This is a genomic window from Streptomyces sp. NPDC001480, from assembly GCF_042894725.1.
Lineage (GTDB): Bacteria > Actinomycetota > Actinomycetes > Streptomycetales > Streptomycetaceae > Streptomyces.
Map to the genome: position 1 here is coordinate 104809 of NZ_JBIAVX010000017.1, position 12774 is coordinate 117582.

Here is a 12774-nt window from a genome sequence, read left to right on the forward strand (position 1 = left end):
CGCTCCAGAGCGGGCTCCCAGGCCTGTTGGACCCCCGAACGGCTCAACAGAACCTCCGGGATCCCCCTGACGGGCCGAATTCCTTGTGAAGAACTTCACGAACTTTTCCGGCGGAGCGTCAACGAGGGGCCCCGGAGGGCCCCCCGACCGCGCTCAAACGTTATCCGACCTGCTCACCCGACGGCTACTGGTCGGTAACAAAAGAGACCTAGGACACCGACCACGCGATGCCGTCGAGGATGTCGTGCTCGCTCACGACGACCTCCTCGGCACCGATCCGCTCCATGATCGCGAGCAGGATCAGGGCACCGGCGCCGATCACGTCGACCCGGCCCGGGTGCATGGAGGGGATCGCCGCGCGCTCGGCATGGGTCGAGCGGAGCAGCCCACTTGTGATCTCGCGGACCCGGTCCAGCGGGATACGGGAGTGGTGGATGGCCTCGGAGTCGTACTCGGGCAGGTCCTGAGCGATCGCCGACACGGTGGTGACGGACCCGGCGAGACCGACCAGCGTGCGCGCCTCGCGCAGCGGAACCGTCTCCTCGGCGAGGTCGAGGGCCGCCTCGATGTCCGCCCGCATCGCGGCGACCTGCTCCTCGGTGGGCGGATCGCTCACCTTGCCGTCGCGCAGCAGGTGCCGCTCGGTCATCCGCACGCAGCCGATGTCCACGGAGCGCGCGGCCTGCACGTGCTCGTCGCCGACGACGAACTCGGTGGAGCCGCCGCCGATGTCCACGACCAGGTACGGCCTGGCGAGGTCCGCGCGGCCCTTGAGCTCCTTCGTCGCCCCCGTGAACGAGAGCTCCGCCTCCCGGCCGCCGGTGATGACCTCGGGCTCGACCCCGAGGATGTCCACGACCCCGCGCACGAACTCGTCCCGGTTCTCGGCGTCCCGGGAGGCGGAGGTGGCGACGAACCGCACCTTCGGGGCGCCCAGTTCACGGATGACGTCCGCGTACTCGCGGCACGCGGCGAAGGTCCGCTCCAGCGCCTCGGGCGCCAGCCGGCCGGTGCGGTCCACGTCCTGGCCGAGCCGCACGATCGTCATGCGCCGGTCCAGCTCCAGCAGCTCGCCGGTGGACGGGTTGACGTCGGCGACGAGCAGGCGGATCGAGTTCGTACCGCAGTCGACGGCGGCGACCCGGGAGAAGCCCTCCGGGACGAGCGGCCTGTCGGCGAAGAAGCCGCTGCGGGCCTCGGCGGGGTCGAAGACCGCACCCTGCTCGCCCGGGTGCTCGTCCGCCGGATCGGGCGCCTGGAGCGGCTGCACGCACGGCCCCTTGCGCCACCACTCGGGCAGCATGGCGAGCGCCTCGTCGCCGAGGGGGTTCACGCCCGGCCCCGCGGCCAGCGAGTGGGCCACGAGGACGTGCAGGCACTTCACGCGGTCCGGCATGCCGCCCGCGCTCGGGAAGCCCGCCAGGACCTCGATCTCGTCCCGGCGCCGGATGTAGTCCTCGTGCGCGGCCCGGTAGGCGGCGGCCAGTTCGGGGTCGCTCCCCAGCCGCTCGGTCATCTCCTTCATGACGCCGTTCGCCTCCAGCGTGCCGATCGCCGAGGCGGCGCGCGGGCACGTCAGGTAGTACGTCGTCGGGAAGGGCGTGCCGTCCGGCAGCCGGGGCGCGGTCTCCACGACGTCCGGCTGTCCGCAGGGACAGCGGTGCGCGATGGCGCGCAGTCCGCGCGGGGGCCGCCCGAGCTGCTGCTTGAAGGCCTCGACGTCCGCCTCGGTGGGCTCGGTGCGCGGGGTTTGGGGCAGATCGAACAGCGTCAGCGCGGAGCGCTGCCCTTGAGGGGTGGTGGTCGGGCGACGGGCGGGAGTTTCCATGCCTGTACGAAAGTCTCTCTGTGGGTTCACTGGTCGGCGGCGTCGGACTTGTCGACCCCGTCCCAGACGTTCGCGTACCAGGGGCGGTCGGCCGCCACCAGGTCGGCGCGCGCCTGCTTGGCCGCGCCCGGGTCGATCACGACGTAGCCGGTCTCCCCCGGCATCACGTAGTGCAGCCGCCGCCGGATCTGCTGCTCGGCGTAGGTGTCGTCCTGCCACCGCGCCTTGAGGTCGCGCAGCTCCTCGACCCGCTCCTTGGCCTGTTGCTTCTCCCGCTGGAGGTCGGCGATCTGGGCGCGCTGGGAGACGTACTGCCGCATCGGGTAGGCCAGGGCCACCACCAGCGTGCACACCACGAGGGCGAGCAGCGCGGCCCGGCTGGTGAGCCGCGAGCGGCGGGCCTGCCGTTTGGTCTGGGAGCGGTAGACCCGGGCCGCCGTCTGCTCGCCGAGCAGCCGGATCCTGGTCGCGGTGGAGAAACGGTCCCGTTCCTTCGCGGCCATCTGGCTCTCCGTCTCCCCTGCGTGCGTCCTGGGTGCTTCCTACGTGCGTACGTCCCCGCACACGGTACGGGACCGAGTACGGGGACGTACGTACGACTGGCTGTCGCTTGACCCTGGCGGGGTCAGCCCTTGGAGATCGCGCCGCGGAAGCGCGGGAAGGCGGAGCGGCCGGCGTACACCGCGGCGTCGTCGAGGATCTCCTCGATGCGCAGCAGCTGGTTGTACTTGGCGACGCGCTCGGAGCGGGCCGGGGCACCGGTCTTGATCTGGCCGCAGTTGGTGGCGACGGCCAGGTCGGCGATGGTGACGTCCTCGGTCTCGCCGGAGCGGTGGGACATCATGCACTTGAAGCCGTTGCGCTGGGCGAGCTCGACGGCGTCCAGGGTCTCGGTCAGCGAGCCGATCTGGTTCACCTTCACGAGCAGGGCGTTGGCGGTGCCCTCCTCGATGCCGCGGGCCAGGCGCTCGGGGTTGGTGACGAACAGGTCGTCGCCGACCAGCTGGACCTTGTCGCCGAGCTTGTCGGTGATGACCTTCCAGCCGGCCCAGTCGTCCTCGAACAGCGGGTCCTCGATGGAGACGAGCGGGTAGGCCGCGACGAGCTCCTCGTAGTACTCCGTCATCTCGGCGGCGGAGCGGGACTTGCCCTCGAACTCGTACTTGCCGTCCTTGTAGAACTCGGACGCGGCGACGTCGAGCGCGAGCGCGATCTGCTCGCCCGGGATGTAGCCGGCCTGCTTGATCGCCTCGAGGATGAGGTCGAGGGCGGCGCGGTTGGACTCGAGGTTCGGGGCGAAGCCGCCCTCGTCGCCGAGGCCGGTGGACAGGCCCTTCGACTTCAGGACCTTCTTCAGGGTGTGGTAGACCTCGGCACCCCAGCGCAGCGCCTCGGAGAAGGACTCCGCGCCGATCGGGGCGATCATGAACTCCTGGATGTCCACGTTGGAGTCGGCGTGCGAGCCGCCGTTCAGGATGTTCATCATCGGCACCGGCAGCAGGTGCGCGTTCGGGCCGCCCAGGTAACGGAAGAGGGGGAGGTCGCTGGCCTCGGAGGCGGCGTGGGCCACGGCGAGCGAGACGCCGAGGATGGCGTTGGCGCCGAGGGAGCCCTTGTTGTCGGTGGCGTCGAGGTCGAACATCGCCTGGTCGATCAGGCGCTGCTCGGTGGCGTCGTAGCCGACCAGCTCCGGACCGATCTGCTCGATGACGGCGAGGACGGCCTTCTCGACGCCCTTGCCCAGGTAGCGGTTGGGGTCTTGGTCGCGGAGCTCGATGGCCTCGAAGGCGCCGGTGGAGGCGCCGGACGGGACGGCGGCACGACCCGTGCTGCCGTCGTCGAGGCCGACCTCGACCTCGACCGTGGGATTGCCTCGGGAGTCCAGGATTTCCCGGGCTACGACGACGTCGATGGACGGCACGAGCATCTCCTTCTTGGATGTGACGCTGAAAGTGCGGGGCTGTGTGCCTTGCGGCTGGGCCTTGCGACTAGAGCCTAACCGTCCCCGGGTCGTCGGCAGCCGACCGACCGTCCCGTGGACACGGTGACGGTACACATTGTTCCCCGGCGGAACAAAGGGCCGGAGGGAAAAGGCTTGGGAAACGGCTCCGGGGAAACGGCTGGGGGAAACCAAAAGACCCCGCCCCGGCGCGTACGGGGGAACACGCGCCGGAGCGGGGAGCCCCGTGGGGGACGGGGGGCGTGACCCTCACGGGGCCTCCGTCATGGAGACCACCGGTATGAGGGTGCTGTGGTTCTGCTACCAGCCAGGTGTCACTTCAGGTGAAGCTGCTGGCCCGGGTAGATGACGTTGGCGTCGTCGATGATGTCCTTGTTCAGCTGGAACAGCTTCTGCCAGCCGCCGGCGACGTGGTGCTTCTCGGCGATCGAGCTGAGGGTGTCACCCTTGACGACCTTGTACTCGCCGTCGCCCTTCTTGACCTTCTTGCCGGTCGGGGTCGTGACGGTCTTCTTGGTGACGGTCTTCTCGGGGGCCTGGCGCTCCGCGGAGCGGTTGGCGGCCTGCCCGTCGGTCGAGCGGGTGCTGGTGCTGTTCGACGAGGAGCCGGCGGAGTTCGACGAGCCGCTGCTCGAACCGCTGTAGGCGGCGCCGGACAGGCCCTTGCCGCAGACCGGCCAGGCGCCCTTGCCCTGCGCGGCGAGGACCTTCTCGGCGACGGCTATCTGCTGGGACTTGGAGGCCTGGTTGGCCTGGGCGGCGTACTGCGTGCCGCCGTACGCGGCCCAGGTGGAGGCGGAGAACTGCAGACCGCCGTAGTAGCCGTTGCCGGTGTTGATGGACCAGTTGCCGCCGGACTCGCACTGGGCGACCGCGTCCCACTCGGAGGCGGTGGCGGCGGAGGCGTTGCCGGCCGCTATCAGCGGGGCGGCGACGGCGGCGCCGGTGACACCGGCGACAGCGATGGCGCGGACGGCCTTGGACGGACGACGGTGCTTGCCCTTGCCGGAAAACAGCATGGATCGATCCCCTCACCGACGCCTGCGAGGTGAGCTGTCGGGTTCGGGCCGGTTGAGTTGCCCGGCCGCACCTCGCGTGGTTCTCGTGCGAGGCGCGGCTTCACCCCTAGCCGTCCCCGGCGGTCTTTCGACCTCCGGGCCCGGCGCTTACCTTGGGTCCCCCGCTCCTGCCTACGGCGCTTGACGCGACGACTGTTCCCGGGCAGCCGCTGGCAGGATTCGGCGTTGCGGCGGCCGGGGCCCGCATTGGCGAGCGGTCATGACCGTAGACACGCGATCCGCGGAATTTCAAAGACGATCAGGGCTTCTGAGACTCATCCCACACTTTCACCAAAGCGGACAACATGCCCAAAACGGGGCGTCAACTCCCGCTACTTTGCACCCGTTTCGGCAGTGAGTTCCAGGGTCTGACCGGGGGTGATGTTGTTCGGGTCGGAGCCGAGGGCGTCCTTGTTCGCGGCATAGAGCGCCCGCCACCCGCCCTCGAGGTCAAGGGAGTCGGCGATGGAGGCGAGGGTGTCACCGTCGCGGACGGTGTAGTCGCGCGCGGCATGCCGGCCGGAGGTGGTGGCGGACTGACTTTTCGTCACGTTTTCATCCGCACTGTCGCCCCGGTGACGGCCACCACTGCTCGCCCCGGTGTCCACAAGGCTCCAGGAACCGCCCGTCTGCCATGAATTGTCCGAGTCGTCGATCTCGGGGGACGCCGTGGCCGAACCGCTGCTCCCCTTGGCCTTCCCGGAGCCGGAAGACGCCGACTCGCCCGACCCGGCGGAACCGTCCACACCCTTGGATCCCGCACCGGCGTCCAGGCTCGGCGAGGGCGAGGCGTCCGACGAGGAGCCGGAATCGGACGACCCCGACGAATCGGACGACGAACCCGAGGAATCCGAGGATCCCTTGGACTCCTTGGCCCCCTTCGAATCGGACGAACCGGCCGAATCGGATGAGCTCGACGAATGGGAGGAATCATCGGAACCGGACGATCCGGACCCTCCGACGCCCGTATCGACGTCCACCGAACCGGAGTTCGACGTGAGGCCGGACAGGAGGGCACAGGTGGTCCAGGGCTTGGTGCCCTGGTCGGCGAGGATCTTCTCGGCGACCGCGATCTGCTGCGAGCGGCTGGCCTGGTCCGGGGTGGAGGCGTAGTCGAGGCCGCCGTACTTGTCCCAGTCGTCCTGGGACATCTGGAGGCCGCCGTAGTAGCCGTTCCCCGTGTCGGCGCTCCACGAGCCGCCGCTCTCGCACTCGGCCACCTTGTCCCACGTGGTCCCGTCGGCCGCGTTGGCGGCGGATGCGCCGAGCAGCGGGATGGCGATGGCGGAGCCGGTCACTCCGGCCGCGACGAGGAGGGCCGGAGCCTGACGGGGGCGTCGGTGGCGACCGTTCCCGGAGAGCATGCGGTGACCTTTCGCAAGACAGCAGTAACCGGCGCGGCGGCTGCGGTGAGGCGCCGCGCTGACGAGTGAACGTATCGGCAGACGATCACTTGTCACAAGTTAATGCCGCGCAGATCACGTGAAGATCACAGAGTTGAACGCTGGTCACTTTTTCGTGAAGGCGCCGCCCGCCGTCCCCCTTACCGGTCGATTACCGGACGGGCGTGAACTCCACGGGCAAGGTGCGCAGTCCACGCATGATGAGCCCACCGCGCCACCGCAAATCGGCTGGTTCCACCGCGAGTCGGAGGTCGGGAAGACGGCTGAGGAGGGTGGCGAGCGCGGTCTGGCCCTCCAGCCGGGCGAGCGGGGCGCCGAGGCAGTAGTGGATGCCGTGGCCGTAGCCGAGGTGCTGATTGTCACGCCGCCCGAGGTCGAGGACGTCCGGGTCGGCGAACCGCTCGGGATCCCGGTCCGCGGCGGCGAGTACGACCAGGACGGGGTCGCCGGGTGCGATCTCCTGCCCGCCGACGGTGAGCGGCCGGGTGGCGAACCGCCAGGTGGCGAGCTCCACCGGGCCGTCGTAGCGCAGGAGTTCCTCGACGCCGGTCTCCAACAGGTCCTGTTCCCCGCGCGCGAGGGACTCCTGGAGCCGCTGCCGCTGCCCTGGGTGCGTGAGGAGGGCGTACGTGCCGTTGCCGATGAGATTGACCGTCGTCTCGAACCCGGCGAACAAGAGGATGAACGCCATGGCGGCGGCCTCGTTCTCGGTGAGGTGCTCACCGTGGTCGGAGGCGCGGATGAGACCGGAGATGAGGTCCTCGCCGGGCGCCGGTTCGGCCGGGAGCGCCTCGCGCTTCTTGTGGATCAGCTCGGCGAGGTAGCCCCGCATCTTCTTCACCGACCGCGCGACCCCGCCGCGCGGTCCTCCGCCGTGGCGGATCATCATCCCCGCCCAGTCCCGGAAGTCGTCCTGGTCCTCGCGCGGGACGCCGAGCATGTCGCAGATGGCGTAGATGGGGAGCGGGAAGGCGAACTCGTGGATGAGGTCGGCGGAGCCCTTCGCGGCGAACCCGTCGATGAGCTGGTCCGTCAGCTCCTGCACGCGCGAGGCGAACTCGGCGACGCGGCGCGGCGTGAACGCCTTGCTGACCAGCCGGCGCAGCCGGGTGTGGTCCGGCGGGTCGATGTTGAGCAGATGCGTCATCAGCTCGGCCTTGCGCTCCCCCGGGATCCCCGTCTTGCCCTTGGCGTGCGCGGGCTCGTCGTGGTGCGCCGGGTTCTTCGACAGCCGCGGATCGGCCAGCGCCTGCTTGGCGTCGGCGTACCGGGTGACCAGCCAGGCCTCCACCCCGCTGGGCAACTTCGTCCGCCGCACGGGCGCGTGCTCCCGCAGCCAGGCGTAGGCCGGGTAGGGGTCGCTCGCGAACTCCCAGGTGAAGAGCTCGGGGGCGGGCGCGTCGGGGGCTGCCTGAAGGTGCGGCTGGGGCTGGGACTGGTTGGTCACCCCTTGACGGTATCCGGGTTTCCGGCGCGCGCCCCGGGGGCTATGGCTGTCCGCCGGAGGGGCCCTGGCCCGCCACGCCCTCGGCCGCGCGTATCGCGTCCCGGTAGGCCCGGGCCGCCGCTCTCAGGGCCGCCTCCGGGTCGACGCCGTCCGCCTCGGCCCGGGTCGCGAGTGCCAGCAGGTCGTAGCCGATGCCCTCGCCCTGGGGCAGGGGCACGTCCAGGCCGGCGGTGCGTACCCGGGAGGAGAGCTTCGCGGCGAGGGCGAGGCCGGGCTGACCGAGGGGGATGCCCTCCGTCACGGAGGTGCGCTGCTTCTCGACCGCCTTGGTCCGCAGCCAGTGCTCCTTGACGTCCTCGGGGGTCTCGGCCGTCGCGTCGCCGAAGACGTGCGGGTGGCGGTGGATGAGCTTGGCGACGATGCCGCCGGCCACGTCGTCGACGGAGAAGGGGGCGTCGGCGTCCTCTTCGGCTATGCGGGCGTGGAAGACGACCTGGAGCAGGACGTCGCCCAGTTCCTCCCGCAGTTCCTCGCGGTCGCCGGCCTCGATCGCCTCGACGAGTTCGTAGGCCTCCTCGATGCCGTACTTCGCCAGGCCCTCGTGGGTCTGCCGGGAGGACCAGGGGCACTCGGCGCGGATGCGGTCCATGACCTGGACGAGGTCGAGGAGGCGGGCGCCGGGCAGGTCGTAGGAGGCGGGGAGCAGCTCCAGCTCCGGCATGGCGATCCGGCCGGTGCCGGCGAGGCGGGCCAGGCCGTCCGTGAGGGCCGGCTCGCCCTCGCCCGTCGCCACGACCACGACCGTGTGCCCGCCGGCGCAGGCGTCGACGAGTTCCTGGGCGGTCGGGGCGGCCTCGTCGACGGCTATCCCGGCCTCGCGCAGATAGGGCAGCTGCGGGTGGGCGCCGTCCGCGCACAGCACTCGGTCGGCGGCGCGCAGCGCCTGCCAGGCCGGCCAGGACAGCAGGCCGGGCGCGACACGGTGGCTGGTGGTGAGCAGGACGATCCGGCCGGGGGCGGCATCCGGGCCCGGTACCTGGGCGTCTTCGAGGCTGGTGGTGTTCACGCCTCGAACGTAACGCACACCCGTCGGCGGTCTCGCGCGTTGTCCACAGGGTGGGGCCGACGGTGGGATCGTATGACCGGAACCAGAACCGGGCCCGGGCCCGGCACGGGTGCGGCCCAAACCCGACCCGGACCCGGACCCGGACCCGGACCCGGACCCGACCCGACCCGCCAGGCCTACGCCGTCTGCTGCGTCCCGCTCGCCGTGACCTCCCGTACCCACGGCGTCTTCGCGTCGACCCGGCTGCTCTTCTGCACGTCCCAGGTGCCGTAGCGCGGGTTGAGGTCGACGTGGAGTTCCTCGGACGCGGTGGACAGGGCCTTCCAGAACGCGGGCTGGGTGGTGTCCGTGCCGAGCCGGGTGGCGAGCTTCTGCGCTTCGAGCTGGAGGCGCAGGTTGTCGTCGAGCCGCGCGGGCGCGATGCCGTACTTCTGGAGCCAGGTCGTCTCCAGTCCCTTCGCCCCGCCCGCCTGCTGCTCCAGGCCGGTGCGCATCCGCTGGATCTCCCTGCGGCTGACCGTGACGCCCTGGTCCCGCGCGGCGCGGTGCAGCACCCGGTCGAGGACCATGTTGTGCAGGGTGTCGCGGGTGAGGCCGCTGGTGGAGGCCAGGACCTGCTGGTACTGCGCCTCGTCGGGCACCGCGGCCTGCTGCGCCCGGCGCACCTCGTTGACCCGGCTCTCCAGCTGGGCGACGGTGATCCGATGGCCGCCGACGACGGCCGCGGCGCCGGGGTGCGCGTCGTTTCCGCAGGCGGAGAGCAGGGGGGCCGCGGCGGCGATCGCGGCGGACAGGACGAGCGCGGTGCGACGGCGGCGGTGCAAGGAAACCTCCAAGGGAGTTTGTGCGGCGGTGCACAAAGTCTTGCGGTGATCGATGGTAGGCAGTGGGCAAGCTCTGGCCAACCCATTCGACCAACGATTCGCGCGCGCTTCGGGCACCGCCGCGTGCCCCGGGAGGATGCGGGAGGGTGCCGGTCAGCCGGTGATGGCCACGGGCGCGTCCCACGCGTCACGGTCGACGGTGATCGTGACGCCGCCGTGCGTCTCCTTGCTGTTGACCATGTACTGGTGGGCGCGGCTGTGGTTCGTGAACTGGGTGGAGCCCCACGGCCAGTCGGCGGTCGTGGTGTTCTGCTTGTCCCACAGCGCGTACCAGAGGTTGCCGGGCAGGTCCGTCTTGTCGGTGGCGGTGGCAACGGCCTTGGCGCTGGAGCTGGTGAAGCCGTAGTAGCCGGTGCGGTACGTCTTGGCGTGCAGGCCCTTGTCGAAGGCGCGCACATACGTCAGCACGGCGTCGTTGCACGACTTGTTCGTGGTGTCGTACGCCTCCATGTCCAGGTAGATCGGGCTGCCCGCCTTCATGCCGAGCGCGGCGGCCTTGGCCACGGCGTCGGAGGCGTCGGACGCGCCGAGGGAGGCCGCGGTGGAGGCGGTCAGCTTCTCCGGGTTGGAGCCGGACTGGCAGGGCGGCTGGGCGCCGACGTAGAGCGGGATCAGCTTCCAGCCGAGGCCGCTGACGTACTTGACCCAGGAGGCATTGAGGTTGGGCTGGCCGCAGCCGCGGTTCTTGCCGCCCACGTAGACGGCGGCGGCGCCGTAGAACCCGGTGTGCCAGGCCTTCATCGCGGACTGGGAGGGCGCGGCGCAGGTGTCGAAGGCGCGGCCGGTGTACGTCTTCTGCGCGGGCCAGGTGGTGGCCGCCATGGAGGTCTGCGCGGCGATGCCCGCTCCGGCCACGACGGCGGCACCCGTGACGGCCCACGTGATGAATCTGCGCTTCTTGGAATGCCGATGGCTGGACATGGAAGACCCCACCCTTGTAGTGCTGCGTGGCGAAAACGGACGGCGACGGCAAAGACTAGCCACGGACCTGTCCCAGCCACTGGAGGGTCCGCCTGATCTCGGCGGCCAGCGGGTGACCGGGGCCGTGCACGCGCTCCACGTCCAGCACGAGGCGCGCGAGCGTGTCGTGGGCGGCGGGCCGGTCGCCGAGCGCGAGCAACAGGTGGCCGATGCGGCGGCGGACGTCGTGGGCGAGCTGCGGGTCGCCGGAGACGTACTGGTTCTCGTAGTACGGCAGCAGCGCCCGGTACTCGGCCAGGGCCGCCGCGGGTTCGCCGAGCTGTTCCAGGCACTGGGCGGCGTCGTAGCGGAAGCGCAGGGACTGCGGGTCGGCCTGGCCGGCCTCGGTGGCGCGTTCGTCGGCGAGGCGGCGCAGTTCGGGCAGCGCGCGCCGGTACTGGCCGTCGTCCATGAGCGTGGCCGCGTACTGCTTGCGCAGGGTGCGGACGACAGGGGAGTGCTCGCCGTGCTGCTCGGCCGCGGCGGGCAGGATCGCGCCCAGGATGTCCACCGCCTGCGTGATGCGGCCCTCGCCCAGCAGGCGTTTGACCTCGTCGACGGCGGCGGCGACGTCGGGCTTCTCGGTCACGGGCGGGGTGGGCGCGACGGGGGCGGGCTGGGGCGCGGGCGTGCGGGCGCGGTCCGGCCACGGCGCGTGCGGGCGCAGGAAGGGGCGCGTCGGGTCGAGCGGGGCTCCGGTGGGTGTCCCGCGCGCGGGCAGGAGCAGCGCGAGATGCTCGTACACCTCCTGCGTGGAGGCCGGCCGGTGCTGCGGGTCCTTGGCCAGCAGGCGCAGGACCAGCGCTTCGAGTGCCTCGGGGACCTCGGGGCGGAGCCGGCGCACGGGCAGCGGCGGCTCGTACAGGTGCCGGTGGAGCACGCCGAGCGCGGTGGAGCCCGCGAACGGGACGTTTCCGCTGAGCAGTTCGTGCAGCAGCACACCGAGCGCGTACAGGTCGGTGTACGGGCCGACCGCGCCGCCCATCGCCTGCTCCGGCGCCATGTAGGCGGGCGAGCCTATGGGCGTGCCGGTGTGCGTGAGGCGGGTGGTGTCGGCGTCCATGACGGAGGCGACGCCGAGGTCGAGGACGGTGACCGTGCCGTCCTGCTTCACCATCACGTTGCGCGGCTTGAGGTCGCGGTGCACGATCGGCACGGCGTGCACCGCGCTGAGTACGGCGCACAGCTGCGCGGCGACCGCGACCGCCCACTGCCACGGGTACGGGTCGTGCTCGGCGAGGTGGTCGGAGAGGTCGGCGCCGTCGACGTACTGCATGACGAGGAACAGCTCCTCGCCCTCACTGCCCGCGTCGTGCACGGTGACCAGTCCCGGGTGGTCGACCTGCGCGGTCACCCGGCACTCGCGCAGGAACCGGCGGCGCAGCTCGTCGGCCTCCTGTCCGGCCACCTTGTCGGGGCGCAGCAGCTTCACCGCCACGCGCCGGTCGAGCCGCCGGTCGTAAGCGGTCCACACCTGGCCCATGCCGCCCTGCCCGATGAGCGTGGACAGCTCGTAGCGGCCGGCGACGACGCGTCCTTGCGCCACGGTCACCTTCCGCCCTCGTGGTTGCCGTCGTGGTTGCGCAGGTAGTCACTGAGTTCGTCGAGCTCCGCGCGCACCTGGTCGATACGCGCGGGCGCCGGGCGCTGGGGCGGCGGCGGGGTGGGTATCGGCTGCTGGGGCAGCGGCGTGTGCGGCATCGGCGGCGGGGTGTGCGGGGCCTGCGGCGCGCTCGGCACGGTCGCCGCGGTGAACGGCGACGGCGGCTGCGCGTAGCCGTACGCCGGCGCCATGGCCAACTGCGCGGTGTAGGCCTGCTTGAGCCGGTGGAAGTGGCGGATGTCGGCGGCGAGGTAGTACGCGATCGCCGCCACCAGGGTGCCGAGCAGCAGGAAGACACCCAGGTAGCCGCCGGGGGTGTGGACCTCGTCCCCGCCTTCGTTGCCCAGCAGCACGAGGCTGAGGATGTCGGCGGCGACCACCGCCACGAACAGGCCCCAGTCCAGCGACTTGCGCGTCACGGCGGCCAGGCGCAACAGCATCGCCGAGGTCAGCAGACCGATGCTGAAGATCGCGATCACCACGAACAGCACCCGCAGGAAGACCAGCCACCCGATGTGGGGCGGCTGCTTCACCGGCTGTGCGTAGCCGCGGCCTTGCATGGCTG

At 71.1% G+C, this 12774-nt stretch carries 11 protein-coding genes, 1 pseudogene and 1 riboswitch; all 12 genes and pseudogenes read right to left on the bottom strand.

Annotation, left to right across the window (positions count from 1 at the left end):
• Window positions 1-208: 208 nt before the first annotated feature.
• Window positions 209-1111 (bottom strand): exopolyphosphatase, encoded by a 903-nt coding sequence (locus ACFY01_RS35340; RefSeq protein WP_390739957.1) that lies wholly within the window; start codon window positions 1109-1111, stop codon window positions 209-211.
• A 255-nt stretch (window positions 1112-1366) separates the two neighbouring features.
• Window positions 1367-1828: pseudogene (locus tag ACFY01_RS35345) on the bottom strand (DUF501 domain-containing protein); the annotation flags it as partial.
• Between the two features lie 26 nt (window positions 1829-1854).
• Window positions 1855-2331, bottom strand: coding sequence for a septum formation initiator family protein (locus tag ACFY01_RS35350; RefSeq protein WP_390739839.1), 477 nt, complete (start codon window positions 2329-2331; stop codon window positions 1855-1857).
• A 122-nt stretch (window positions 2332-2453) separates the two neighbouring features.
• Window positions 2454-3755: a phosphopyruvate hydratase gene (gene eno, locus ACFY01_RS35355; protein ID WP_390739840.1), complete on the bottom strand. Its 1302-nt coding sequence runs from the start codon at window positions 3753-3755 to the stop codon at window positions 2454-2456.
• A gap of 347 nt (window positions 3756-4102) precedes the next feature.
• Window positions 4103-4807, bottom strand: coding sequence for a transglycosylase family protein (locus ACFY01_RS35360; RefSeq protein WP_390739841.1), 705 nt, complete (start codon window positions 4805-4807; stop codon window positions 4103-4105).
• A gap of 4 nt (window positions 4808-4811) precedes the next feature.
• Window positions 4812-4996, bottom strand: a riboswitch (cyclic di-AMP (ydaO/yuaA leader).
• Between the two features lie 182 nt (window positions 4997-5178).
• Window positions 5179-6210: a transglycosylase family protein gene (locus ACFY01_RS35365; protein ID WP_390739842.1), complete on the bottom strand. Its 1032-nt coding sequence runs from the start codon at window positions 6208-6210 to the stop codon at window positions 5179-5181.
• A 190-nt stretch (window positions 6211-6400) separates the two neighbouring features.
• Window positions 6401-7696: a cytochrome P450 gene (locus ACFY01_RS35370; RefSeq protein ID WP_390739843.1), complete on the bottom strand. Its 1296-nt coding sequence runs from the start codon at window positions 7694-7696 to the stop codon at window positions 6401-6403.
• A gap of 40 nt (window positions 7697-7736) precedes the next feature.
• Entirely contained in the window at window positions 7737-8762 is a 1026-nt protein-coding gene (locus ACFY01_RS35375; protein WP_390739844.1) for a nucleoside triphosphate pyrophosphohydrolase, read from the bottom strand.
• A 176-nt stretch (window positions 8763-8938) separates the two neighbouring features.
• On the bottom strand, window positions 8939-9586 hold the full coding sequence (locus tag ACFY01_RS35380; protein ID WP_390739845.1) for a SurA N-terminal domain-containing protein: 648 nt from the start codon (window positions 9584-9586) through the stop codon (window positions 8939-8941).
• Window positions 9587-9739: 153 nt separating this feature from the next.
• Window positions 9740-10567, bottom strand: coding sequence for a glycoside hydrolase domain-containing protein (locus ACFY01_RS35385; RefSeq protein ID WP_390739846.1), 828 nt, complete (start codon window positions 10565-10567; stop codon window positions 9740-9742).
• A gap of 55 nt (window positions 10568-10622) precedes the next feature.
• Window positions 10623-12116, bottom strand: coding sequence for a protein kinase (locus ACFY01_RS35390; protein WP_390739958.1), 1494 nt, complete (start codon window positions 12114-12116; stop codon window positions 10623-10625).
• A 38-nt stretch (window positions 12117-12154) separates the two neighbouring features.
• Window positions 12155-12769 (bottom strand): hypothetical protein, encoded by a 615-nt coding sequence (locus ACFY01_RS35395; RefSeq protein ID WP_390739847.1) that lies wholly within the window; start codon window positions 12767-12769, stop codon window positions 12155-12157.
• Between the last annotated feature and the right edge of the window lie 5 nt (window positions 12770-12774).

Coding starts and splice junctions, on each gene's coding strand:
- ACFY01_RS35365 (WP_390739842.1), bottom strand. CDS start 6,210: ATGCTCTCCGGGAACGGTCGCCACCGACGCCCCCGTCAGGCTCCGGCC.
- ACFY01_RS35360 (WP_390739841.1), bottom strand. CDS start 4,807: ATGCTGTTTTCCGGCAAGGGCAAGCACCGTCGTCCGTCCAAGGCCGTC.
- eno (WP_390739840.1), bottom strand. CDS start 3,755: ATGCTCGTGCCGTCCATCGACGTCGTCGTAGCCCGGGAAATCCTGGAC.
- ACFY01_RS35350 (WP_390739839.1), bottom strand. CDS start 2,331: ATGGCCGCGAAGGAACGGGACCGTTTCTCCACCGCGACCAGGATCCGG.
- ACFY01_RS35395 (WP_390739847.1), bottom strand. CDS start 12,769: ATGCAAGGCCGCGGCTACGCACAGCCGGTGAAGCAGCCGCCCCACATC.
- ACFY01_RS35385 (WP_390739846.1), bottom strand. CDS start 10,567: ATGTCCAGCCATCGGCATTCCAAGAAGCGCAGATTCATCACGTGGGCC.